19 protein-coding genes, 4 tRNA genes and 2 pseudogenes are annotated in these 23,006 nt (G+C 60.1%); 10 read left to right on the forward strand and 15 right to left on the reverse strand.

Translation table 11 applies throughout. The annotated features are described in order from the left end of the window. Positions 1 to 124: pseudogene (locus IB246_RS10795) on the forward strand (integrase core domain-containing protein); the annotation flags it as partial. 110 nt (positions 125 to 234) lie between these two features. On the opposite strand, the gene IB246_RS10800 reads toward IB246_RS10795, so the two are convergent. After that, on the reverse strand, positions 235 to 1,233 hold the full coding sequence (locus IB246_RS10800; RefSeq protein WP_008036719.1) for a LysR family transcriptional regulator: 999 nt from the start codon (positions 1,231 to 1,233) through the stop codon (positions 235 to 237). 91 nt (positions 1,234 to 1,324) lie between these two features. Between IB246_RS10800 and IB246_RS10805 the strand changes: the two genes are divergently transcribed. The 3 genes from IB246_RS10805 (at position 1,325) to IB246_RS10815 (ending at position 3,457) form a co-directional block, all read left to right on the forward strand. Next, positions 1,325 to 1,951, forward strand: coding sequence for a hypothetical protein (locus IB246_RS10805; RefSeq protein WP_008036717.1), 627 nt, complete (start codon positions 1,325 to 1,327; stop codon positions 1,949 to 1,951). A gap of 92 nt (positions 1,952 to 2,043) precedes the next feature. Further along, entirely contained in the window at positions 2,044 to 2,814 is a 771-nt protein-coding gene (locus IB246_RS10810; RefSeq protein ID WP_008036716.1) for a 2OG-Fe(II) oxygenase, read from the forward strand. Between the two features lies 1 nt (position 2,815). Beyond that, positions 2,816 to 3,457 carry a LysE family translocator gene (locus IB246_RS10815; RefSeq protein WP_008036715.1) on the forward strand — a complete coding sequence of 214 codons (642 nt, stop codon included), beginning with the start codon at positions 2,816 to 2,818 and terminating at the stop codon, positions 3,455 to 3,457. A gap of 114 nt (positions 3,458 to 3,571) precedes the next feature. Here the strand turns inward: IB246_RS10815 and IB246_RS10820 are convergent. From IB246_RS10820 to IB246_RS10835, 4 genes are all read right to left on the reverse strand, one after another. Continuing rightward, positions 3,572 to 3,647, reverse strand: a tRNA-Gly gene (locus IB246_RS10820). A 3-nt stretch (positions 3,648 to 3,650) separates the two neighbouring features. Further along, positions 3,651 to 3,726 (reverse strand) — tRNA-Glu (locus IB246_RS10825). A gap of 104 nt (positions 3,727 to 3,830) precedes the next feature. Then, positions 3,831 to 3,906: transfer RNA gene (locus IB246_RS10830), tRNA-Gly, on the reverse strand. 4 nt (positions 3,907 to 3,910) lie between these two features. After that, a tRNA-Glu gene (locus IB246_RS10835) sits at positions 3,911 to 3,986 on the reverse strand. 393 nt (positions 3,987 to 4,379) lie between these two features. On the opposite strand from IB246_RS10835, the gene IB246_RS10840 reads away from it, so the two are divergent. Then, positions 4,380 to 5,138, forward strand: a complete 759-nt coding sequence (locus tag IB246_RS10840) for a hypothetical protein (RefSeq protein ID WP_032832315.1) — start codon at positions 4,380 to 4,382, stop codon at positions 5,136 to 5,138. Between the two features lie 680 nt (positions 5,139 to 5,818). Here the strand turns inward: IB246_RS10840 and IB246_RS29035 are convergent. From IB246_RS29035 to IB246_RS10855, 4 genes and pseudogenes are all read right to left on the reverse strand, one after another. Beyond that, the gene (locus tag IB246_RS29035; protein ID WP_412548149.1) at positions 5,819 to 6,700 is read right to left on the reverse strand and encodes a methyl-accepting chemotaxis protein; all 882 of its coding nucleotides are present in this window, start codon (positions 6,698 to 6,700) and stop codon (positions 5,819 to 5,821) included. Continuing rightward, positions 6,680 to 7,783 (reverse strand): annotated as a pseudogene (locus IB246_RS29040) (HAMP domain-containing protein); the annotation flags it as partial. The pseudogene IB246_RS29040 and the gene IB246_RS29035, both read right to left, overlap by 21 nt. 108 nt (positions 7,784 to 7,891) lie before the next feature. Further along, complete coding sequence (locus IB246_RS10850; protein ID WP_008041585.1) at positions 7,892 to 9,274, reverse strand: PLP-dependent aminotransferase family protein; 1,383 nt, start codon at positions 9,272 to 9,274, stop codon at positions 7,892 to 7,894. 182 nt (positions 9,275 to 9,456) lie between these two features. Beyond that, entirely contained in the window at positions 9,457 to 10,218 is a 762-nt protein-coding gene (locus IB246_RS10855; RefSeq protein WP_008041586.1) for an SDR family oxidoreductase, read from the reverse strand. Positions 10,219 to 10,454: 236 nt separating this feature from the next. Here IB246_RS10855 and IB246_RS10860 point away from each other — a divergent pair, with 236 nt between their 5' ends. Then, positions 10,455 to 11,459 carry an NADP-dependent oxidoreductase gene (locus tag IB246_RS10860; RefSeq protein WP_008041587.1) on the forward strand — a complete coding sequence of 335 codons (1,005 nt, stop codon included), beginning with the start codon at positions 10,455 to 10,457 and terminating at the stop codon, positions 11,457 to 11,459. 114 nt (positions 11,460 to 11,573) lie between these two features. Here the strand turns inward: IB246_RS10860 and pyrF are convergent, their stop codons facing one another. Next, a complete protein-coding gene (pyrF, locus tag IB246_RS10865; RefSeq protein ID WP_008041588.1) occupies positions 11,574 to 12,272 on the reverse strand; it encodes an orotidine-5'-phosphate decarboxylase in 699 nt (232 codons plus the stop codon). A gap of 293 nt (positions 12,273 to 12,565) precedes the next feature. Between pyrF and IB246_RS10870 the strand changes: the two genes are divergently transcribed. The 3 genes from IB246_RS10870 (at position 12,566) to xopAW (ending at position 15,396) form a co-directional block, all read left to right on the forward strand. Beyond that, on the forward strand, positions 12,566 to 13,324 hold the full coding sequence (locus IB246_RS10870) for a response regulator (protein WP_008029291.1): 759 nt from the start codon (positions 12,566 to 12,568) through the stop codon (positions 13,322 to 13,324). Further along, on the forward strand, positions 13,324 to 14,373 hold the full coding sequence (locus IB246_RS10875; protein WP_008041589.1) for a sensor histidine kinase: 1,050 nt from the start codon (positions 13,324 to 13,326) through the stop codon (positions 14,371 to 14,373). The genes IB246_RS10870 and IB246_RS10875 overlap by 1 nt, the downstream gene beginning before the upstream one ends. 174 nt (positions 14,374 to 14,547) lie before the next feature. Then, on the forward strand, positions 14,548 to 15,396 hold the full coding sequence (gene xopAW / locus IB246_RS10880) for a XopAW family type III secretion system calcium-binding effector (protein ID WP_008041605.1): 849 nt from the start codon (positions 14,548 to 14,550) through the stop codon (positions 15,394 to 15,396). A gap of 126 nt (positions 15,397 to 15,522) precedes the next feature. On the opposite strand, the gene IB246_RS10885 is transcribed toward xopAW, so the two are convergent. From IB246_RS10885 to IB246_RS10905, 5 genes are all read right to left on the reverse strand, one after another. After that, positions 15,523 to 16,578 (reverse strand): AI-2E family transporter, encoded by a 1,056-nt coding sequence (locus IB246_RS10885; protein ID WP_008029297.1) that lies wholly within the window; start codon positions 16,576 to 16,578, stop codon positions 15,523 to 15,525. 71 nt (positions 16,579 to 16,649) lie between these two features. Continuing rightward, positions 16,650 to 17,456: a DUF4892 domain-containing protein gene (locus IB246_RS10890; protein WP_008029299.1), complete on the reverse strand. Its 807-nt coding sequence runs from the start codon at positions 17,454 to 17,456 to the stop codon at positions 16,650 to 16,652. Between the two features lie 8 nt (positions 17,457 to 17,464). Next, a complete protein-coding gene (locus tag IB246_RS10895; protein WP_008029301.1) occupies positions 17,465 to 18,124 on the reverse strand; it encodes a glutathione S-transferase family protein in 660 nt (219 codons plus the stop codon). Between the two features lie 50 nt (positions 18,125 to 18,174). Next, on the reverse strand, positions 18,175 to 19,029 hold the full coding sequence (locus tag IB246_RS10900; RefSeq protein ID WP_008029303.1) for an alpha/beta hydrolase: 855 nt from the start codon (positions 19,027 to 19,029) through the stop codon (positions 18,175 to 18,177). Continuing rightward, positions 19,026 to 19,832, reverse strand: a complete 807-nt coding sequence (locus tag IB246_RS10905; protein ID WP_008029305.1) for an alpha/beta fold hydrolase — start codon at positions 19,830 to 19,832, stop codon at positions 19,026 to 19,028. Before IB246_RS10905 ends, IB246_RS10900 begins: the two co-directional genes overlap by 4 nt. A gap of 206 nt (positions 19,833 to 20,038) precedes the next feature. Between IB246_RS10905 and IB246_RS10910 the strand changes: the two genes are divergently transcribed. Further along, complete coding sequence (locus tag IB246_RS10910) at positions 20,039 to 22,981, forward strand: RHS repeat-associated core domain-containing protein (protein WP_008041609.1); 2,943 nt, start codon at positions 20,039 to 20,041, stop codon at positions 22,979 to 22,981. Positions 22,982 to 23,006: the final 25 nt, after the last annotated feature.

The following is a 23,006-nucleotide window of genomic DNA, read 5'->3' on the forward strand; positions in this document are numbered from 1 at the left end:
ATGGTGAGTGAATCAATATCGATCTACAACCACGAGCGTCCGCACCAGTCTTTGAAATACAAAACGCCCGATGCGATGCATCGGGCGCTGGGATGAAACAGGTGTAAACCTATTTCAGGACTAGACAATTGCGCAGAGATGTGGTGTCTGGGCGGACGCCTTCGCGGGCAAGCCTCGCTCCTACAAATCATGCGCGCCCCCTGTAGGAGCGAGGCTTGCCCGCGAAGGGGCCCGTCAGAGCAACCCATCACTCTCGGGTAACTCATACTCAGCCGCGACCTTGCCTGCCACACCGGGTTTACCCGGCTTGCTCAACGTCGGCTCCTTCCCAAGACATTCCACCAGATAGTCGATCAACACCCGCAGCTTCGGCGGCATGTAACGCGTCGGCGAATGCAGCAACCAGGCCCCGCCGTGGTACGACGCCAGAAACGTCCAGTCCGGCAACACCTGCACAATCAAGCCCTGCTCCAGCGCATAACGCGCGGTGAAGTACGGCAGGCTGCCAATCCCGATGTGCTGCAACACCGCGCCCAGTCGCACACCGGTGTGATTGGCGGCATATCGCCCACGCACACCGACGGTGACGGCCTTGGTGCCTTTCTTGAATTTCCAGCGCGCATCGCTCGGGGTCTCGCCCAGGTAGATGCAACTGTGGTTGAGCAAGTCATGGGGATGGGTCGGCGTGCCGTGTTCGGCCAGGTACTGCGGGGTAGCACAGAGCAAATGGTCGATGGTCAGCAATTGCCGCCCGACCAGCCCGGCAGGCGGCCGATCAGTGATACGAATCGCCAGATCGACGTTGTCGTCGATCAAATCCACCTGACGGTCTTCAAGTAACAACTCCACATCCACTTTGGGATAACGCCGCAGAAATTCCGGCATATGCGGGTGAATCACGAATCGTCCTACGGCTTTGGGCACGCTGACTCGCACCAGCCCTTCCGCTTCATGGGTGAACTGACCGCTGATTTCCATCACCGACTTGGCTGCGCTGACCATCTCCTGGCAACGCTTGAATACTTCCTCGCCACCGTCGCTCAGCCGCAGTTTGCGCGTAGTGCGTTGCAACAGGCGCGTGGCGAGTGCCTTCTCCAGACGCGAGATGCTGCGACTGACCGCCGACGGTGAAGAGCCCAGTTGACGCGCCGCTTCGGAGAAACTGCCGGTCTCGACAACCTTGACGAATATCGCCATTTCACCGAGCAACGGCAGAGGAAGATTTATGCTCACAGCGCAACAGTCCTTTGATGTTTGAACGGATTATCACGCAATTCCACGCTTCATATAATAAAAAACAAAATTTTTAATGAGGACATGGAATATGACGCTTCGCCTCTTTTTCCATAGTGATGACCTCAAGGCTAACGTGGAAGTCCTCGATTGCACGCCGCACGAGAACGAATTCGCCGTGGTGCTACGCGCCACACTCTTCCACCCTCAGGGCGGTGGACAACCCTTTGACACCGGCTGGATCGGCGAAAGCCAGGTACTGCGCGTGGTCCAGGACCCGGACCGGATCATCCATTTCGTCGACCGCCCCGTCCCTCTCGGCATGACCCAGATTCGCATCGATGAGCAACGTCGCCAGTTCAACGCACGGATGCATTCCGCCGGCCATTTGATCGGCCATTTCGTCCAGGCCATGGGCTGGATGCCGATCAAGGCGCATCACTGGCCGGGCGAGGGACGCGTGCAGTTCAAACCGGTGGATTGCGCGCAGGAGATTGACGCCCGGACCATCGAGTCCGGCATAGAACAATGGATCGCCCACGACCTGCCGCGCCTGACATCGTTGCGCGAAGGCGCCCGGGAAATCGGTTTCGGTGAACTGCCCGCCTATGGCTGCGGCGGCACCCATGTACGTAGCCTGAAGGAATTGGGCACGGTCACGATCGCTTCCGTTTCGCAGAAGAAAGGAACGCTGTCAGTCCACTACAGCGTGGACTGAGCATTTGGGCGATGCCGACTCCGGCATCGCCTGGCGCCGGGGGGGCCTGCATTCGCGGGTTCCGTTGACTATCCGATAGATGGACCTGAACCATGATGCTTGACGTCGAGCGTCTCGATGAGACGTGCATAAAAAAACTGGCCAACGAAGAAGTCCTCGCCATCCGGGTCAAAAGTTTCCTGGCCCCGCCGCTGGCGATTCAGATCGGCGACAAGATTCTCGAGCCCGGTTTCGAAGGCTATATCAACGCACCGAGCATCGGTCGTATCGGCATGGCGTTTTATGAGGCCGAAAACCAGCCACTGCTGATCGAAGACTATTTCGAACGCGCCACGCGCAACATCGCGGAATTGCGCAACCGTTGCGCGCCCTACTCGTCCCCGGTCGACACCCTGCGCTGCATGCTCGATGAGTCCTGGCCGGCGGGTGCGCATCTGGAAAACCTCTACGGCCGCAAGATGTATGTCGGCTTGTCCCGAGTGGTGAAACCCGGCGTGTGCTTTCTGGCCCACCACGACATCTTCGCCAAGGACGCTCCCGACAGTTACCAGGCCAGAAGCCTCGATGCGCAATTCGCCTGCAATGTTTACCTGAACATGCCCACCGAAGGCGGCGCGCTGCAGATGTGGGACCACGACATTTCTCCCGACCAGTTCGACGAAATGCGTGGCGACAGTTACGGCATCGATCCGGCGTTGCTCGGCGCTCCGATCCTGGAGGTCCTTCCGCAACCCGGTGACTTCATCATGTTCAATTCGCGCTGCATGCACTCGGTGACACCGGGCGTGGCCGATCCGCGCCTGAGCCTTTCTTTCTTTGTCGGCTATCGCGGCAATGCTTCACCCCTTACTTTCTGGAGTTGAGATGCAGTTTTCGAATTACCTGGGCGAATTCCTGGCGCTGGCGACAATTCACTTTCTGGCCGTGGTCGCCCCCGGACCGGACTTTGCGGTCACCATCCGCCAGAGCGTGCGTTTCGGTCGGTGGGTAGGCATCTGTACGGCGCTGGGCATTGGCGCTGGCATTTCCGTGCACGTGCTTTACACCCTGCTTGGCGTCGGCGCGCTGATGCACACCACGCCCTGGCTGCTGGCTGTGGCCAAGGTGATCGGCGGTGCCTACATTTTGTACCTGGGTGTGAGCCTGTTGCGCAGCAAGCCCAAATCCGCGCTGGAGGGTGATAAAGAAGCCGACGAGCCGGTCGTCGAACAAACACTGCTGAAGGCGTTCACCACCGGGTTTCTGACCAACGCGACCAATCCCAAGGCCACGCTGTTTTTCCTGGCGATCTTCACCACCCTCATCAGCGCCACGACCCCGCTGAACATTCAGGCGCTTTACGGCCTCTGGATGTGTTTCGTGAACGCACTGTGGTTTGTCATCGTTGCCCTGTTCTTCTCCAGCAGCCGGGTGCGCGTGCTGTTCATGCGCATGGGGCATTGGTTCGAACGCACCATGGGGGTGATTCTGATCCTGTTCGCCGGGCGCCTGATTCTGTCGATGTAAAAACCCGCCCACGCAAAAGGCCCGCTCAGTCTGACTGGCGGGCCTTTTTTTTGGCTTGGATATAAATTTTGCACAAACAAAAACGCCGCTCAATGAGCGGCGTTTTTGTGAATTTGGAGCGGGAAACGAGACTCGAACTCGCGACCCCGACCTTGGCAAGGTCGTGCTCTACCAACTGAGCTATTCCCGCAAATGGCGTCCCCTAGGGGACTCGAACCCCTGTTACCGCCGTGAAAGGGCGGTGTCCTAGGCCACTAGACGAAGGGGACACGCTGCCCGGAACACATGGTGTGTGTTTCGGTGCCCAGACCCGCATCCGAAGACTTGGTTCTGGTTTCACTCAGCCCTGCCCGAAAGCAACGCTGTTTAAAATTGGAGCGGGAAACGAGACTCGAACTCGCGACCCCGACCTTGGCAAGGTCGTGCTCTACCAACTGAGCTATTCCCGCATATTGGCGTCCCCTAGGGGACTCGAACCCCTGTTACCGCCGTGAAAGGGCGGTGTCCTAGGCCACTAGACGAAGGGGACACACGTACAACATTCACTCCCTACCGCGTTTCGCTGTGTGCTTTACGCTGTAAGTGGCGCGCATTCTATGGATGGATTGAGGGGTCGTCAACCCCCAGATATAAATTTATTTAAATCAATGACTTCGCCCTGCTTTAAGCAGCGAATACGGCTTTTTGCTCGCCCTGTGTTTGACGCCTATATTCTGACACCCGCCAAGACGTTATAGTCCACCCACGCAACAGATGATGGCAATGTGCACCAAGCACACTATTACTTATATAAGCAGGTTTGCGGTCGATACAGGCATAAGCCTGTTCGTTTCAACCCGTCGAGCGGCCCTATGCGCTCCCCTGCCAAGCCACTACACTCGCACGCGAATCCCATAAAGAGGTCTTACCGGTGACACCACTCATGATCACCCTGCTAGTCGTAGCCGGGATCGCACTATTGATCGCCATTGGGTACATGAACCATGTGGTGGAAAACAACAAACTGGAAAAGGCCCGCACCAAGGTTGAGCTTAACGACCGCCTGCGTCGCTGTGGCGAAATTACCGAAACGTTCCCTGGCCAGCTGATGACTCCGGCTCTCAAGCTGTTGTTGACTCGCCTGGAACTGAACGTCTGCCAGCGCCTGTTGAATCTGGAAAAATCCAGCGCCAACCTCAAGGTGCGGATCAGCGAACTGAACACCCTGGTCGCGCAGGGCGAATCGATCCCGGTCAACAACCCGCCGGCACCGATCCAGACCGAAGCCAAGGCCAAGGATGTACGCTTCCTGCTCGAGGCCCTGCACGGTCAGATCACCCGCGCGGCACAGGACGGTTTCCTGCCAACCAACGAAGCCAAACGCTGGATCCGCGAAGTTCGCCACATCCTGGTTCTGTTGCACATCGAATTCTTCAACAACCTCGGCCAGCACGCCCTGCAACAAAACCAGCCTGGCCAGGCTCGCCTGGCGTTCGAACGTGGTGTGCAATACCTGCGCAAACAACAGGAACCTCAGGTCTACGCCGAACAACTCGAATACCTGGAAAAACTCCTGGCCCGCGCGAATGCACAAGTCATGGACAAAACTGCGCCGGCTGAAGGCGAAGTGAACCAATTGACCGAAGGCCTCAAAGACGTCGAGGCGGATGCGGACTGGAAGAAGAGAGTGATTTACGACTGATCACGCAAAGATGAAGAGCCACCGACAAGGTGGCTTTTTTTTGCGTTGGGTTTTAGCGGCGGGTACATCCGGGGAAGATTGGGCGGCTGTCAGGCCGTCATCGCCGGCAAGCCGCCCGCAGCAAGCCGGCTCCTACAAAGGGCGTGGTATATCCGCGAGAATCAGGTCGGTTGTCAGGCCGCCATCGCCAGCAAGCCGGCTCCTACAAGGGCGTGGTACATCCGCGAGAATCAGGTCGGTTGTCAGGCCGCCATCGCCGGCAAGCCGGCTCCTACAGGGGATCGCGTTTGCTTTCGCTTCTCACCACTCATCAGGCCGAGCGTTAGCTCGCCTTGCGCTTTTGATTTTGATCTGCCCGCCCCTTCGGGAGGCTGAGTGGAGGTTCTGCGCAGTGGGCAACCCGGCATGGATGCCGGGTTAGCCGCGCACGGCCAGGGATGGCCGATCGCGGCGGGCCCACGGAGCAGGACCGGAGCGAGGGAACGCCGAGCCTTAGCGAGGGGCCGGACGCCGGGGCGAGACCTTTTGGTTCCTTTTGGGGCGTTTGCCAAAAGGGACTCGCCGTAAGGGCGAAACCGTGAGCGGCCGTTACACCAAGAATGGATATGTACACCAACAAGAGAAGGTCGGCTGTCAGGCCGCCATCGCCGGCAAGCCAGCTCCTACAAGGGCCAGACCGATCAGAGCCGGAAATGCCCGACCATCCCCTTCAACTCAACCCCCAACTGCGCCAACTCGATACTCGACGTCGCATTCCCCTGCATCGCCAACGAAGACTGATCCGCACTCGCACGAATACTGGTCACACTGCGATTGATCTCCTCCGCCACGGAACTCTGCTCCTCGGCAGCCGCTGCAATCTGCTGGTTCATCTGCTGAATCAACGACACCGCCGCAGCAATACTGCCCAAGGCACTTTCGGTCTGAAGCGCATCACTGACCGCCAGCTTCACCAATTCGCCACTGCTCTGAATCTGATGCACCGACGACTGCGCCGCCGAACGCAAGGCGCTGACCAGACGTTCAATCTCCTCGGTCGATTGCTGGGTCCGCTTCGCCAGCGCCCGCACTTCATCGGCAACCACCGCAAACCCCCTGCCCTGCTCGCCGGCCCGTGCCGCCTCGATGGCCGCGTTCAGCGCCAACAGGTTGGTCTGCTCGGCCACACTCTTGATCACGCTGAGCACCGTGCCAATATTCTGAATCTCCGCACTCAGGCTCTCGATGCTGGAACTGGCCGAGGACGCCGAGTCGGCCAGCTGCTCGATCCGCGCCATGCTCTGGCGCACCACCACCTGGCCACTTTCAACCTTGTCGTCCGCCGTCTGCGCAGCCTGGGCAGCTTCTTCCGCGTTACGTGCAACATCGTGCACGGTGGCGGTCATCTGGTTCATTGCGGTTGCGACCTGCTCGGTTTCTTCTTTCTGACTGCTGACTTCAAGATTGGTCTGTTCGGTCACCGCCGACAGCGATTGCGCGGAACTGGCCAATTGCTCGATGCCCGCCTGCAAACCGCTGACAATGCTGCTGAGCCCCGCGCCCATTTGCTGCATGGCCTGCATCAGCTGGCCGATCTCGTCCCGGCGGGTCACTTCAACCGTCGCACTCAAATCGCCCGCGGCAATCTGCTGAGCCACACGGATCACACTGCGCAACGGCCCCACGATCAATCGGGTAATCACCCACGCTGCGATCAGCCCGACCAGCAAGGCCAGGGCCGATGAACCGATAATCAGCAGCGAATTCTTTTTCAGCTCGGCCTGCATCGACTGGTCTTCGGCAACATAGGCCTGATCCACCCGCTCCACCACCTGCGCGGCACGCTGATGCAGCTGTTCATAGACGGTTTTTTCCTGGGCCAGCAGGCCGGTGTACTCGGCAAGTTTTTCGCTGAAACCGCCAATGTGCCCAACCACCTCATTGAGGACCGTCTGATAGCCCTCATCCTTGACCGTGGTTTTCAACTGCTCGGCCTGAGCCAGCGCCTGGTCGGCCTGCTCGATCTTGCCTTGGCTGGCACTGTCATCGCCCTTGCGGCTCTGGTCCAGACGCACGCGCGCCTCGTTCATGGCTTGCAACATCAGCCGCGATACCTGGCTGACTTGATTGGCCTGTTCGATGAACTGGCTGCCGTCCTTGCCCTCGGAGTCCTTCAAGGTATAAGCGCCATCGTCGGCGAGACCGGCCTGCAACACATCAAGGTTGTTGGCGACGCTGGACACCGACCAACTGGCCATTTCCAGCGCCAGGTCCTTGGCCTGACTCAGCGAGACAAATTCGTCAAACGCCTTGCGGTAAGCTCCCAGCGATTGCTCGACGTCGTTCATCACCGGAACGTTGGCCGGTGATTGCGCCTTGAGCTGATTCGCCAAGACAACCAGGCCTTCAACGCCCTCGTGCAACGCAGTGACGATTTTCGGGTTGCCGTGCAAGGCGTATTCCTGCTCAAGCAACCGCACCTTGAGCAGGCCACTGTTGAGCGACGACATCTGTTTGAGCCCGTCGAAGCGCTGGCTGATGGTTTGCAGGGACCATACGCCGATGGCCGCCACCAGGGCTGTCAACAGCAGCACCAGCAGAAACCCGACACCCAGTTTTTTTGCCATACCGAGGTTGGCAAAACGTCCTTGCACGGCCGAAATCATTGCACTTAGTCCCCTGACATAGTCTGTTAACGCAGATTCGCAACGGGCCTGTGTCAACACAAGTCTCTGGCGTCGGAATAATGGCAAAAAGCTACGCCAACGTCGTTTTCAGAACGCTTGAGGTCGATTCAAAGCGGTGGCCTGAAAAAACGCCCGGGCTCGCGGATCACAGGCATAGGCCACATTGATACGCTGCCAGTCACCGGCCTCGCCGGCGGGACTGAAGGCTGTCGCGCAAGACAGCAGGACACCGTGGCGTCGAGCCTGAATCCGCAGGTGAGCGTAGTCGGACTTGCGCGATCGCGCCCAGATGAACAGGCCCCCGACGGGTTTGCCGAAGACCTCCCACTCGGCGTCTTCCAGCATCTGCAATGCGGCCTCTCGGTCACCGCTCAAACGCTGTCGCAGGCGCAGCACCAACTTGCGATAGGCACCGCTCGCCAACAGGCAGGCCAGCACCGACTCGCAAAACCCGGAAGTACCCAGGCTGCTGATCCTCTTGACCTCGGCCAGCCTCGATATGACATCCGCGCCAGCCACTACAAAGCCGACCCGCAACGAACTGCTGAGAATCTTGGAGTAGCTGCCGAGGTAAATCACATTGTCATCGGTCTCCAGGGCAGCGAGTCGCACGCCCGGGCCACTGTGCAAATCCGCGTACACATCGTCTTCGATCACCAGCGCGCCATGGGTTTTCGCCAGTTGCAGGACCCGCTCCGCCACCGCCGGCGCCAGGCTGCTGCCCGTCGGGTTGTGATAGAAGCTGTTGATGAACAATGCCCGGGGCTTGTTCTCCCGCAGCAGTACCGTGAGCGCTTCGATGTCCGGCCCGCGCGGCGTGCGCGGTACCTCGAGCATGTTGACACCGCGCAGCCTGAGCAACTCGAACAGCAAGGAATAACCGGGGCTTTCCACCACCACGCAATCACCCGGCTTGAGCAAGGTGCGCACGATCAGGTCAAGCCCCTGACTGGCGCCCGCCGTTGTCATGATTCGACTTTCTTCTGCGGCGATATCCAGCAGCCTCAGGCGCTTGAGGATTTGCTGACGCAACGCCCGCAAACCCAACGGCGTGCTGTAGCTGAACAGCGCAGCCATGTCCGTGCGACTGACCTCACGGATCGCGTAGCTCAGGTCGTCGGTTTCACGCCAGCTTTCGGGAAGCCCGCCACTCCCCAGCGGCAGCTCACTCTCCCTGCTGCGTGAATTGACCTCTGTACCTTCTGACCACGGCGAGTCCGCAGCGACCAACGCCGGGGTTGCGACGACGAACCCCGCGCCATGACGTGGCGCCAGCATGCCTTGGGCCACCAGCCGCTCACAGGCCTCAACGACGCTGGTCTGACTGAGCAAGTTGACCCGTGCGATTTGCCGCGCAGAAGGCAAACGCGTCCCCGGCTCTATTTCGCTCTGACGCAGCCAGCAAGCCAGCGCGTCGACGATTTGCTGTACGACCGGCACCATTGCCTGTCGATCGATTCTCAATTCCATGAGCAAGCAAACTCCTGTTTGTTTCGCGGAAAACAGTTAATCACAGCAACGCGGGATGGGCTGTGCGACAACGCCGCCAAAACTCACGGATCTAACCATTTGAAACACATTGCCCGAGCCATTCCCCAGGCAAAAAAAAACCCGCACACGTGGCGGGTTTTCTTGCGGTGCATGGCCCGGCTTCAGAACGCCGTGACGCCACCGTCCACCGCCAGCGAATGACCGGTGGTGAACGCGGCACCGTCGCTACACAGGTACAGCACGGCACTGGCGATTTCTTCGACCTTGCCGATGCGACCCACCGGGTGCATGGCGCTGGCGAACTCGCCCTTCTTCGGATCCGCTTCATAGGCGCGGCGGAACATGTCGGTGTCGATCACCGCCGGGCACACCGCGTTCACGCGAATCTTTTTCTTGGCGTATTCGATTGCCGCCGATTTGGTCAGGCCGATCACCGCGTGCTTCGACGCCGCATAGATGCTCATCTTCGGCGCGGCACCGAGGCCTGCCACCGAAGCCGTGTTGACGATCGCACCACCGCCCTGAGCCAGCAACAACGGCAGCTGATACTTCATGCACAGCCAGACGCCTTTGACGTTGACGCCCATGATCGCGTCGAATTCGTCGACCGTGCCTTCGGCCAGTTTGCCTTTCTCGATTTCAATGCCCGCGTTATTGAAGGCGTAGTCGAGACGGCCGTAGGTATTCACCACTTCGTCCATCAGATTTTTTACATCGCTTTCCAGGGTGACGTTGCAACGCACGAAGGTCGCTTCGCCGCCCGCCGTACGAATCAGCGCCACGGTGCCTTCACCGCCTGCGGTGTCCATGTCGGCCACCACCACTTTCAACCCTTCGGCGGCGAACGCTTGGGCGGTCGCGCGGCCGATACCATTGGCGGCGCCCGTGACTACAGCGACCTGGCCGGAAAACGTCATGCTCATTGTGATGCCCTCGAAGTGAAGAATGTGCAGGTTAGCGTGCGACCAGTCTAGCCACAGGCACGACCCGCGCGGCAGCACTATCAGAAGCCCGGTTAAGCGACCATGAGTTGCAGTGATAAAACCACCGGACCGACTATCACTGCACTGGATCGATGTGCATTCGCCGCATCAGCCAAACTTGCGGGGTCGTCCATGAAGGTCTATCAACAAGGCTTCATTCATCTTGAGTGCCTGTCATGACTACCCAGACCAATCGCCAGTTCCTGCTCGCCAAACGTCCGGTGGGCGCGGCGACCCGCGAGACATTTACCTATCAGCAAGTCCCGGTCGGCGAACCGGCCGCGGGTCAGATCCTGGTCAAAAACGAATACCTGTCCCTGGACCCGGCCATGCGTGGCTGGATGAACGAGGGCAAGTCCTACATCCCGCCGGTCGGTATCGGCGAAGTCATGCGCGCACTGGGCGTAGGCAAAGTCGTGGCGTCCAGCCATCCGGGGTTTGCGGTCGGGGACTACGTCAACGGCGCCCTGGGTGTGCAGGATTACTTCCTCGGCGAGCCGCGCGGCTTCTATAAAGTCGATCCGAAACTGGCACCGCTGCCACGTTACTTGTCCGCGCTGGGCATGACCGGGATGACGGCCTACTTCGCTCTGCTCGATGTCGGCGCACCGAAGGAAGGTGACACCGTGGTGCTTTCCGGCGCGGCCGGTGCGGTAGGCAGCATCGCCGGGCAGATCGCCAAGATCAAAGGCTGCCGCGTGATCGGCATCGCGGGCGGCGCGGACAAGTGCAAGTTCCTGATCGACGAACTGGGTTTTGACGGTGCCATCGATTACAAGAGCGAAGACGTCGTCGCCGGCCTCAAGCGCGAATGCCCGAAAGGTGTGGACGTGTATTTCGATAACGTCGGCGGCGATATTCTCGACGCCGTGCTGAGCCGTCTCAACTTGAAGGCACGGGTGGTGATTTGCGGCGCCATCAGCCAGTACAACAACAAGGAAGCGGTCAAAGGGCCGGCCAACTATTTGTCGCTGCTGGTTAACCGCGCACGCATGGAAGGCTTTGTGGTGATGGACTACGCCGCGCAGTTCGCAGCGGCCGGGCAGGAAATGGCCGGGTGGATGGCCAAGGGGCAGCTCAAGAGCAAGGAAGACATTGTCGAAGGGCTGGAGACGTTCCCGGAGACGCTGATGAAGTTATTCAGCGGCGAGAATTTCGGCAAGTTGGTGCTGAAGGTATAAAAAGCTTCGCGGGCAAGCCTCGCTCCTACAGGTCAGTGTCGTTCGCGGAGTACGTGCACGACGTGATACCTGTAGGAGCGAGGCTTGCCCGCGAATGGTTTTAGCAGGCGCCGCTTAAGCGATTTCGGCTACGACGTCAGCCAACGCCTTGGCCGGATCCGCCGCCTGGCTGATCGGACGGCCGATCACCAGGTAATCGGAACCGGCATTCAGCGCCTGACGCGGCGTCAGAATGCGGCGTTGATCGTCCTGGGCGCTGCCCGCCGGACGAATCCCCGGAGTCACCAGTTGCAACGACGGGTGAGCCGATTTCAAGGCCTGGGCTTCCAGCGCCGAGCACACCAGACCGTCCATCCCGGCTTTTTCCGCCAGCGCAGCCAGGCGCAACACTTGCTCCTGCGGTTCGATGTCCAGACCGATGCCGGCCAGATCTTCACGCTCCATGCTGGTCAGCACGGTCACGCCAATCAGCAGCGGTTTCGGACCGGTACGCTGATCGAGCACTTCACGGCAAGCCGCCATCATGCGCAGACCACCGGAGCAGTGCACGTTGACCATCCACACGCCCATTTCCGCCGCGGCTTTTACCGCCATGGCGGTGGTGTTCGGGATGTCGTGGAACTTGAGGTCCAGGAACACTTCGAAACCCTTGTCGCGCAAGGTGCCGACGATTTCCGACGCGCAGCTGGTGAACAGTTCCTTGCCGACTTTGACCCGGCACAGTTTCGGGTCCAACTGGTCGGCCAGCTTCAGTGCGGCGTCACGGGTGGGGAAATCCAGGGCGACGATGATAGGAGTCTGGCAGACGGACATGTGCGGGCTCTCAGGCAGGACGAAATCGGCGCGCATTGTAGCGGAACCAGCGCGGCTGCGGGACCCGATGATCGGTAAATCGTCGTCGGCGCTCAGCCAAGCCTAGCCCTTTCGCCGATTGTGTCGAGACCGATACACTCACGACACGCCCACAACACCCTTCCCCGCTACCCTCGGCAGCCGCAACACGTCCTTACAGCACTTCCCGCCTCCGGGCCGGACGCCTATGCTGAAGCCACAACCTCGCAGCCCATCTTTGTGGTTGGCAGCCTACCTGGCAGATGAACGCACGCATGCACAACACCCACGCACCTGTGAACGACGATCAAAAAGCGCCCGGCGATGACAAACGCTGGAGCATTCGCGCCCTGATCGTCGACGATGACGTCCCGATCCGCGAACTGATGATCGACTACCTGGCCCGTTTCAACATCCACGCCAGCGGCGTCACCGATGGCGCGGCCATGCGCCTGGCGCTGCAAGCGGAGCATTTCGACGTGGTGGTGCTCGACCTGATGCTGCCCGGCGAAGACGGTCTGTCGCTGTGCCGCTGGTTGCGCGCCGAATCGGACATTCCGATCCTGATGCTCACCGCGCGTTGCGAACCCACCGACCGGATCATCGGCCTGGAACTGGGCGCCGACGATTACATGGCCAAACCGTTCGAACCACGGGAGCTGGTCGCACGGATTCAGACCATTCTGCGTCGGGTGCGCGACGATCGCACCGAACAGCGTGCGAATATTCGCTTCGATAACTGGCGCCTGAACAGCGTGCTGCGCCAGTTGATCGCGGCGGATGGCCTGGTGGTGCCGCTGTCCAACGCCGAGTTCCGCTTGCTCTGGGTGTTCATCGAACGTCCGCGCCGGGTGCTCAGCCGTGAACAATTGCTGGATGCGGCGCGCGGTCGTTCGATAGAAGCCTTTGATCGCAGCATCGACCTGCTGGTTTCGCGTCTGCGCCAGAAACTCGGGGACGACCCGAAAGCCCCACAGTTGATCAAAACCGTTCGCGGCGAGGGTTACCTGTTCGACGCACGAGACATCGGCTGATGCGTGCGCGCTTCGATACGCTGTTCGGTCGCCTGTTTGGCGTGCTGCTGGTGGCGATCATCCTGGCGCATCTGCTGGCGTTTGCCTGGTTTCATCATTACGGCCCACCTCCGCCGCCGCCCCCGCCCGAGTTCGCCCAAGGCTTCGACGGACCACGCCCGCCGCCGGACCCGCGTTTCGAAAACCGGCCACCACGGCCATGGTTCGGCGGGCCGCTGGTGCCACTTACCTTCCAGCTGATTTCGCTGATCATCGCCGCCTGGTACGGCGCCAAACTGTTGAGTCGGCCGATCCAGCGCCTGAGCGACGCCGCCGAGCGCCTGAGCGAGAACCTCGACAGCCCGCCGCTGGATGAGTCCGGCCCACGGGAGGCCCGGCAAGCGGCCTACACCTTCAACCTGATGCAAAAACGCATCATCGAACAGATGCAGCAGCGTTCGCGGATGCTCGGCGCGGTGTCCCACGACCTGCGCACGCCGCTGTCACGCCTCAAGCTGCGGCTGGAACAGATCGACGACGACAAGCTGCAAGGCCAGATGCGCCAGGATCTGGACGACATGATCAGCATGCTCGACGCCACCCTCACCTATCTGCACGAGCAGCGCACCAGTGAGGCACCGCAGTGGATGGACGTGCAGGCGCTGGTCGAATCCTTGAGCGAAAACGCCCAGGACCAGGGCTCCGATGTCCAGGCCAGCGGCCATTGCGCACCACTGCAGGTTCAACCGATGGCCCTGCGTTCATGCATCAACAATCTGCTGGATAACGCGCTGCGTTATGCCGGGCAGGCGCAGGTCGTGCTTGAGGACAATCGCGAGCACCTGGTGATCCGGGTCATCGACCATGGGCCGGGGATTGCGGCAGATAAACGTGAAGCCGTGTTTGAACCGTTCTTCCGCCTGGAAGGTTCGCGCAACCGCAACTCCGGCGGTGTCGGTCTGGGCATGACCATTGCCCGTGAAGCGGCTGAACGATTGGGTGGGCAATTGAATCTGGAAGAAACGCCTGGTGGCGGTTTGACCGCCGTTATCTGGTTGCCCCGCACCTGAATCCCCACATAAATCCACTGTGGGAGCGGGCTTGCTCGCTCCCACAGGTTCTGAGTCTGACCCGAGACCTGTGTGTACCAATCGGTACAAACCCCACATACCCACGACAACTTGCTCCTTGAGGCTGCATAAGCCGGTGCACCCACCGGTTTTCCATTCCAGGGAGTGAGCCCAATGATCGGTAGCGTCAGCAACTACACGAGCTATACCAGCACCAGCAGCACCACAACCAGCAATGCTCGCAGCCAGCAATTCCAGAAAGAACTGCTCTCCAGGCTCGACACCAACAGCGACGGTTCGGTGGATCAGGACGAGCTCACCAGCGCTCTGTCACAGAAAACCGAGGACGGCCTGCTGGTCAGCCTGAGCAAGAACTTCGCCGATCTGGACAGTGACGACAGTGGCAGCCTGAGCAGCGAAGAAATGGCTGCGATGGCACCACCGCCACCACCACCGCGTGATCAGGCACCCAACACCGAACTGGCCGACGCGCTGATCAGCGCACTGGACACCGACAGTGACGGCGCCATCAGCAGCGATGAGCTGAGCAGCGGCCTGACCAACGCCGGCAGCAGTGCCGACAGCACAAAGATTTTTTCGGCGCTGGATAAAAACGAAGACGGCGTCGTCAGCAAGGACGAACTCGCCGCCAGCCTCGCCCCGCCGCCGCCACCGCCGCAACAGGTGTCCAGTGACGAATTGTTCAGCCAACTCGACGCGGACAGCGATGGCAGTGTCAGCGCCGGCGAATTGAGCAGTGCGTTGCAGGCCAGCAGCACTTCAACCACCAGCAGCGACACCAGCGCCGCGTTGCTCAAGGTGCTGGACAGTGACAGCAGTGGCGGCGTCAGCAGCGACGAATTGGAAGCCGCGCTGCAGGCCGGTCGCGAGAAAAACAGCAACAGCGCCACCGATCAGGCGAACGTGACTGAAGCGCTGAATAAAATGATCGCCAACCTGAGCAAGCAGTACTCGCTCGACAAGGTGGCGACGGTGGGCAAGTACCTGAACGTTACAAGCTAAGGCAAAGGCTTCGCGGGCAAGCCTCGCTCCTACAGGTTTTGTGTCGCTCACAAATGCCCCGAACGACACAATACTTGTAGGAGCGAGGCTTGCCCGCGAAGGGGTCATTCGCCTCAACACAAAAACTCACGGCCGGCGATCTTCCACCCGCGCCTGACTCTTGCTCCAGTCGGTCAACAGGCTGTACGCCACGGCCAGCAACGTCGGTCCGATAAACAGGCCGATGAACCCGAACGCAATCAACCCGCCAAACACGCCCAACAGCACGATCACCAACGGTAAATTACCGCCACGACTGATCAGGTAAGGCTTGAGCACGTTGTCGACCCCACTGATGATGAACGTCCCCCACATTCCAAGGAACACCGCCATCCCGTATTCGCCCTTCCAGGCGAGCCACGCCGTGGCCGGAATCCACACCAGCGGTGGCCCCATGGGAATCAGGCTCAGCAAGAAGGTGACGATGCCCAGCACCAGCGCCCCCGGCACCCCGGCAATCAGGAAGCCGATCAGCGCCAGCACCGCTTGCGCCGCCGCAGTCCCGATCACGCCGTTCACCACCCGTTGCACCGTACCCGCCACCAGTTCGATGTAATAACCGGCGCGGTCACCGATCAACCGTTGCAGCAGCCCATGGACAAACGCCGCCAAACGCGGTCCGTCCCGGTAGAAAAAGAACACGAACACAATGCTGAGCGTCAGCTCGAGAATGCCGCCGCCAATCTGCGCACTGCGCGCCAGCAACCAGTTGCCGACCTGCCCCAGATAAGGTTTGAGCGACACCATCATCGCCGCGCCCTGCTGATCGATGCTGTTCCAGATCACCACCAGACGCGCACCCACCAAAGGAATACTGCCCAGCCATGTCGGCGCCTCGGGCAGGCCATCCATCTGCACGTCCTTGATGAACGCCGTGGCATCACGCACATGGTCCGCGAGGTTGAAACCCAGCCACACCAGCGGCACCGCCACCAGCAACATCCAGCCGAGGGTCAGCAATGCCGCCGCCAGGGACTCTCGCCCATTGAGCCAACGGGTCAGCAAGCGCATCAGCGGCCAACTGGCGAACGCAAGCACCGCGCCCCAGAACATGGCCGACCAGAACGGCGCCATCACCCAGAAGCTCGCGCCAAACAGCACCAGCAGCAGGATCTGCACCAACAGTCGATCGTTATTGATCATCCACGTCTCGAAAAAAGTCAGTCAGCCAATAAGAGTAGGCGAACGTGGCAAGCACGTCCGCCTGCCACAGCTTATCGCAACAGTTCGATGTGCAGGCCAGAGCCTTCGACGCTGCCGGTTTCCATCCTGGCCGTACGCACACCCTGGCCGATCAGGGCCTGGCGCCAGGCTTCGGCCTTCGGCCCGGACACACTGACCCGCAACGTGGTGTCCAGGTTCAGCCCACGGGAGATCAGACGCAGCCAGGTATCGTCAGGGTCGCCGGTCAGCTTGGGGAAATCGAGCTCGCCGGTGCTCTTGAGCTCTCGAAGCAAGGTGGCGGAAGTCGGCAGCAAATCACCCAGCGGTGCTGCGGCGTCGAACTGCTCGACGTGCAAATAGGCTTTGCGATTGCCGCGAGTGATGCTGTAAAGCGCCACCAGGGTGTTGTCCCGCGGCGCCGCCAGACGCAACAACAGGTAGGCCTGCTGATCGTCGGCCCCATAGAGCTTGGCATTGCCGAAGACCTCATTGGCCCACAGGCTGCTCTCGCCGCAATCGCGGGCCTGGCACCAGAACAGCAACTGGGCGTCCTGCTTCTGCAAGGCTTCGCGAGCGGCAGTGAAGGCTTCGGTGGAGGAATGCTCCGCAGGCAGCTCGTAGGTCACCGAGGTGGTTTGGCCGCGGGCGCTGACCTGACCGTCGAAACGTAACTGCCCACTGATCTTGCGGATCGAGCCCAACGGGTAGATCCGTTCGAGTTCAGCCGTGGGGCGATAGTCGACGATCTGCGAATCGGCCAGGCGCGGCACGATCGGCAGGTCCTGACTGCCCGGCACATCGGCGGCAAACAGAGAAGGACTGAAACAACACAGCATTAGCAGACTGAGTGATCGCATGGACAGGCTCATCGGATCAGCATGGCCTGGGCACCCTTGACGACACTGGCGTCGTCGATGCGCTCGGGCACCAGCAAACCGCGCTGCACCGCCGGACGCGCCGCCATCGTCGCCATCCAGCGTTGCAAGGCCGACAAGCCGTCCACTGCCACACCGGACCACTCGTGACCACGGACCCACGGATAGGTCGCGATGTCGGCAATGCTGTATTCGTCCGCCAGAAACTCTACGTCTTGCAGGCGCGTGTCGAGCACTTCATACAGGCGTCGGGTTTCATGCTGATAACGGTCGATGGCGCCCTGGAGCTTTTCCGGAAAGTAACGGAAAAACACGTTGGCCTGGCCCTGCATCGGACCGATTCCACCCATCTGGAACATCAGCCACTGCAGCACCACCGAGCGCCCCTTCGGGTCCTTGGGCAACAGTTTGCCGCTCAGTTCTGCCAGATAAATCAGGATGGCGCCGGATTCGAACACGGCAAAATCGCCGTTGGCGCGGTCGACAATCGCCGGGATCCGGCCATTGGGGTTGATCTTGAGGAAGTCCGCGGACTTCTGTTCCTTTTTGTCGAAACTCAACGCATGCACCGTGTAGGGCAGGCCGAGTTCCTCGAGCACGATAGAGACCTTGTGGCCATTCGGGGTCGCAGCGGTGTAGAGATCTATCATGGTTGTCTCCCATTTCAACCCGCCCAGCCTCGACAGTTGCCCGGCGCAAGTCAAGGAACGGCGAAGAACCGATTGAAACAGTCTGCGACAAGGTCGGCACCGGATTCGTCATTCAGGTGCAAATGATGACCGCCAGGCAGCTGTTCACGGCTAAAGGGTAGACGCTCCAGCAACTCGGGATGTTTGGCGAGCATGCCGTCGGCCGCAACGACCAGCAGCGCAGGACAACTGACGCGCTGGACGAAGGCCATGGCTTGTTCGGTGGTCAGACGCAGCGGCGATGGCAGCGTCAGACGGCTATCGGTGCGCCAGGTGTAACCGCCCGGCACTGGCATCAAACCGCGTTGCGCCAGCAATTCGGCGGCCTCGCGACTGACCGCCACCAAACCTTTCATACGCGCTTCGATGGCGCGATCCAGGGTGTTGTAGACCGGTTTGCTTTTCTCTCGCAGGTCCAGTTGCGCTTGCAGGGCCATGCCCATGCGCTCGGCAGCATTTTCGCCTTTGTCTGTAGGAGGAATGATGCCGTCGATCAAGGCCAGGTGCGTAACCCGCTCCGGCAGCGACCCGGCGATGATCAGCGAAGCGATCGCCCCCATGGAGTGCCCCATCAGCGCAAAACGCTTCAAGCCCAGCTGTTCGGCGACTTGCAGCACATCATGGGCGTAGTCCCACATCGCGTAGCCGGCCCCCGTCGGGCGATGCCCGGAATGACCGTGACCGGCCATGTCCAGCGCGATGATGCGCAGCCCTTTGAGCTTCGGCGCCAACCGGGCAAAGCTGTTGGCGTTGTCCAGCCAGCCGTGCAAGGCAATCACCGGCAAACCGTCTTCGGGGCCGAACAGGTGCGCCGCCAGCTCAATGTGCGGCAGGCTCAGGCGGACTTCTTCGACGGCATGGTTCATGCGCAATCCTGCTGATGACGAGCGTCCCAGCGGCTGAACAGGTTTTTCAGCAGCGTGGCGGTGTCCTGGGGACGTTCGAGGGGAAACATGTGGCCGCCAGGCATGGTCAGGGATTCGCCCAACGGCATGCGCCCGACAGAATTGGCGTGATGGCGCATCACCACGCGGCTTTTGTGCCCACGCACCACCGCCAGCGGCACTTTCAGTTGCCGTGCGCGACCGGGACTGGTGTGGGGAACGCCCCGGTAGATGCTGATTTCCGTGGCGGGGTCGAAACGCAGACGCAGTTTGTCGCCGACCTGATGCAGGCCGTGTTGCAGGTAAGCGTCGAAACACTCAGGGTCGAAACCGCGGAACAGCGTTTTACCGGCGAAATAACGGCGGGCACTCTCGATATCGGCGAACTCTTCGCGACGCCCCAATGTGCGGCCGGCCGGGGTCAGGCGGTCGATAAAACCGAAACGCTTGGCCGCGAGGATCACCCATTGATCGGCGCGGGTCAGCACCGGTGAATCGAGCATCACCACGCCGCGATACAGCTCGGGACAACGCAATGCCGCATGCAGGTGCAGCACGCCGCCGAAGGAATGGCCGACGCCCCACACCGGTTCCGCCTGTTGCTTGAGGTGATGAATCAGCTCGTCCACCAGGTTGTGCCAGTTGTCATCCGCCGGGAAACGCGGGTCATGGGCGTGCTGCTCCAGATGCGTCACCTGATACTCGGGCGCCAGCGCCGCGAACAACTTGCCGTAGGTCCCGGAGGGGAACCCATTGGCGTGGGCGAAAAATATCTGCTGCGACATACCGGTCGTTCCATCAAACGAAAAACAGAACCTGATTGTCCGCAAGCCCACCGGGAACCGCAATGACCGTAACTGCCAGGAATGATGACAGTCGTGCCGTGGCTATGAGCGGCACGTTAGGTCGGACCTGTTATTTATGACAGTTGACAGTCAATCCTCATGACGCGGATAAGAGCACTGTCGCCAAGCTTCGGGCAATGCCTGTCATGACCCACGCCAACACGCCCGCTATTGCAGTGATCGACTCCCGCGGTCTGGGCGTGCGTGCCGTGGCGTATCACCGCCGCGACAACTCTGCAGCCGAAAGCTGCATCACCCAGCAGGTCCACGATGTTGCCGGGCGTGCCGTGCTGAGCCGCGATCCACGGTTGTTTCGTTTACATCAGGCAGGCCAGAGCGCCGCCAATCAAATCAGCGTGTTCAGCCTGTCGGGCGCCCTGTTGTTGTCCGAAAACAGTGATGCCGGCTGGCGCCTGGGCTTGCTCGGCGAGGACGGACAAGGCGTCGAAGGATGGGATCAGAAGCTCACCCATAGCCGCCTGCACTTCGACGGGCAGCGCCGGCCGATCGCTTCATTCGAGAACGCCCACGGTGAAGCGCAACGCTGCATCGCAAGGTTTGCCTACGCCGCTGCCAGCGCCGATGAAAGCCTTAACCTGTGTGGCCAACTGATTCGCCAGGACGACACCGCAGGCACTTTGCACTACCTCTCGTTCGGCATTGGCGGCACACCGCTGCAACACAGCCGAACTTTTGTCGAAGATCCGCAATGGTCCGTGGATTGGCCCGCGACGGAGAGCGAACGCGATGGTTTTCTGGAGGATGATCCAGCGATCACTCGCCTTCACTGCAACGCCGTGGGCGACCCCATCAGGCAGACCGATGCAAAAGGTAATACTCAAGCGTTCATTCAGACCCGTGCAGCCGAGCTGAAAGAAGTTCGCCTGACACTGGCCGGGCAGACCGAGGAAAAAACCCTGGTCAGTGACATCCGGTACAACGCTTTCGGTCAGGTCGAGCGGCAACGTGCAGGGAATGGCGTTGTTTCGTGTGCGACTTTTCGCCCTGAAGACGGACGCCTGGAACATCTGAAGGCTTACGTGCCAGATCAACCTGCCTTCCAGGACCTGACTTACGAGTACGATGCAGCAGGCAATATCACTGGCCTGACCGACACTGCCGACCCGACTCGCTATCACCGCAATCAGCGGATCGAACACACCCATCGCTACCGTTATGACAGCCTCTACCGACTGATAGCCGCCACCGGCCGACAGCTTCGCAATGCTTCCGGCGGGCCGCAGTTACCGGTGTTCCAATGTGCGCCCGACCCCGGACAACTGGAAAATTACTCGCGCATTTACACCTACGATGCTGCCGGCAACCTGGAGGTCATGCAGCATCAGGCCGACAGTGCCAGCCGCACCGAACGTACAGCCATCGCCGCTTCCAGCAATCGCAGCCTGCCTCAAAAGACCAATGGCGAGTTACCCGACGACAACGACATTGCCGCCGGTTACGACCTGAACGGCAACCGCATGACCCTGCAACCGGGACAAGACTTGCTGTGGAATCTGCGCAATCAATTGCGCCAGGTCGATCGAGTGGTTCGCGAGGACAAGCCTCACGACACCGAGATTTACCTCTATGACGGCAGCGGCCAACGCCTGCGAAAGATCCGTCAGGCCTACACCGGCACGTTGACCCGCATCCACGAAACCCGCTACCTGCCGGGTGTGGAAATTCGCTCGTGCGCTGACGAAATCCTTCATGTCATCACGGTGGAGGCCGGGCGCGGCAAGGTGCAGGTACTTCATTGGGAGAAAAAACCTGCGTCAGGCATTCCCCAGGACCCGCATCGCTACAGCTTCACCGATCATCTGAAGTCCAGCACCGTCGAGCTGGATGAAGCTGCGCGATTGATCACGTGGGAAAGCTACTACCCGTACGGTGGAACCTGCTGGTGGGCGGGACGCAGCAAGCTGGAAGCCAGTTACAAAACCATTCGTTATTCAGGGCAGGAACGGGATGCCACGGGTTTGTATTACTACGGATTTCGCTACTACATGCCTTGGTGCCAGCGGTGGCTCAGTGCGGATCCTGCGGGAGTGTCAGCCGGGTTGAACCTGTATGCCATGGTCAGTGGTAATCCGATACGTCACGTCGATATGCAAGGTTTGGTAGAAGTAGACCCCAACCGTCTAAGCGCAGCGTCGGCGGCCGGCATGCACAGATTTGCAGCTGCGGCTGCCAGTTTTACGGTGCAATTGGCAGTGCGCTATGCGCTCGAACTGATTGAACCGAACCACGAGTACAACCTGGCCTTACATGTGCTCGCTTCATCTCTGGAAGGAGCAGCAGCCGGCTACACGGGCTACGGACTGACAAAAAGCGCTGGTGCACATGACGGTGTCGCCTCCATGGTTGCCGCGACAGCAGGTATCGGTTTCACAATCCCTGTATGGATGAGTGAACAAGGGCTTCCACCTCCAGGTACAGATCCGGAACTCCATCGAGATGCCATCGGACGCATCGCATCCGTTATCGGTGGATTGACTTACCAATTGACAATGGACGCGTTCACGGCGGGCCCCGAGATCAAATTCAACGCCTCTGCCAGCTTCTCTGACAAATTCAAAACGGCTGCAAAGGCATCGATTGGGTATGCGGGTGCTAGAGCAGGCATAGGCGCACTCAACTCCTTTTTGCCCGCGCCGATCAGCGGAATTCTGAACCCGGTGGGAGAATACGCGGACGGGTTTCTGGAGACCTACATGAAGCCCTACCCTTCAGAAACAACCGATTACTCCGAAAATACCCAAGCAGCCCTGCCAAGCAGTTGGAAGAGCACCTTTCAAGGTGCAGTAACACGTTCGGTAGGGGGATCCATCAACCGTTTTTTGGGCGGACTCATATCCTCTGATATGTCTTCCGTGGCACGGGGAGCGCTCGGTAACGCAATAGGATTTTTCACTGAGTTCCGCGCTCTGGCCACGAATCAGATGAAGAAAGGATTCATCAAGGACTCTCTGTCCCCGGCTTTCGACATTGAATCTCCGTCTTCAAGACGAAGCAGTACCACAAAACCTTCGGGCCGAGGATATTGGGAAGGGAGCTTGCATCTGGATCGGTTGTTTCGTGAAGCTTGATATGAAGCGGACCGGCGCGCGCCCT

The organism is Pseudomonas sp. PDM01, from assembly GCF_014852325.1.
Lineage (GTDB): Bacteria > Pseudomonadota > Gammaproteobacteria > Pseudomonadales > Pseudomonadaceae > Aquipseudomonas > Aquipseudomonas migulae.

What these genes read in the sequence shown, in the direction of transcription:
- pyrF (WP_008041588.1), bottom strand. Translation starts at nt 12,272, where the DNA reads ATGTCCGTCTGCCAGACTCCTATCATCGTCGCCCTGGATTTCCCCACC.
- IB246_RS10810 (WP_008036716.1), top strand. Translation starts at nt 2,044, where the DNA reads ATGATGCTTGACGTCGAGCGTCTCGATGAGACGTGCATAAAAAAACTG.
- IB246_RS10870 (WP_008029291.1), top strand. Translation starts at nt 12,566, where the DNA reads ATGCACAACACCCACGCACCTGTGAACGACGATCAAAAAGCGCCCGGC.
- IB246_RS10890 (WP_008029299.1), bottom strand. Translation starts at nt 17,456, where the DNA reads ATGCGATCACTCAGTCTGCTAATGCTGTGTTGTTTCAGTCCTTCTCTG.
- xopAW (WP_008041605.1), top strand. Translation starts at nt 14,548, where the DNA reads ATGATCGGTAGCGTCAGCAACTACACGAGCTATACCAGCACCAGCAGC.
- IB246_RS10910 (WP_008041609.1), top strand. Translation starts at nt 20,039, where the DNA reads ATGACCCACGCCAACACGCCCGCTATTGCAGTGATCGACTCCCGCGGT.
- IB246_RS10900 (WP_008029303.1), bottom strand. Translation starts at nt 19,029, where the DNA reads ATGAACCATGCCGTCGAAGAAGTCCGCCTGAGCCTGCCGCACATTGAG.
- IB246_RS10850 (WP_008041585.1), bottom strand. Translation starts at nt 9,274, where the DNA reads ATGGAATTGAGAATCGATCGACAGGCAATGGTGCCGGTCGTACAGCAA.
- IB246_RS10895 (WP_008029301.1), bottom strand. Translation starts at nt 18,124, where the DNA reads ATGATAGATCTCTACACCGCTGCGACCCCGAATGGCCACAAGGTCTCT.
- IB246_RS10855 (WP_008041586.1), bottom strand. Translation starts at nt 10,218, where the DNA reads ATGAGCATGACGTTTTCCGGCCAGGTCGCTGTAGTCACGGGCGCCGCC.
- IB246_RS10875 (WP_008041589.1), top strand. Translation starts at nt 13,324, where the DNA reads ATGCGTGCGCGCTTCGATACGCTGTTCGGTCGCCTGTTTGGCGTGCTG.
- IB246_RS10840 (WP_032832315.1), top strand. Translation starts at nt 4,380, where the DNA reads ATGATCACCCTGCTAGTCGTAGCCGGGATCGCACTATTGATCGCCATT.
- IB246_RS10815 (WP_008036715.1), top strand. Translation starts at nt 2,816, where the DNA reads ATGCAGTTTTCGAATTACCTGGGCGAATTCCTGGCGCTGGCGACAATT.
- IB246_RS10905 (WP_008029305.1), bottom strand. Translation starts at nt 19,832, where the DNA reads ATGTCGCAGCAGATATTTTTCGCCCACGCCAATGGGTTCCCCTCCGGG.
- IB246_RS10860 (WP_008041587.1), top strand. Translation starts at nt 10,455, where the DNA reads ATGACTACCCAGACCAATCGCCAGTTCCTGCTCGCCAAACGTCCGGTG.
- IB246_RS10805 (WP_008036717.1), top strand. Translation starts at nt 1,325, where the DNA reads ATGACGCTTCGCCTCTTTTTCCATAGTGATGACCTCAAGGCTAACGTG.
- IB246_RS10885 (WP_008029297.1), bottom strand. Translation starts at nt 16,578, where the DNA reads ATGATCAATAACGATCGACTGTTGGTGCAGATCCTGCTGCTGGTGCTG.
- IB246_RS29035 (WP_412548149.1), bottom strand. Translation starts at nt 6,700, where the DNA reads ATGCAGGCCATGCAGCAAATGGGCGCGGGGCTCAGCAGCATTGTCAGC.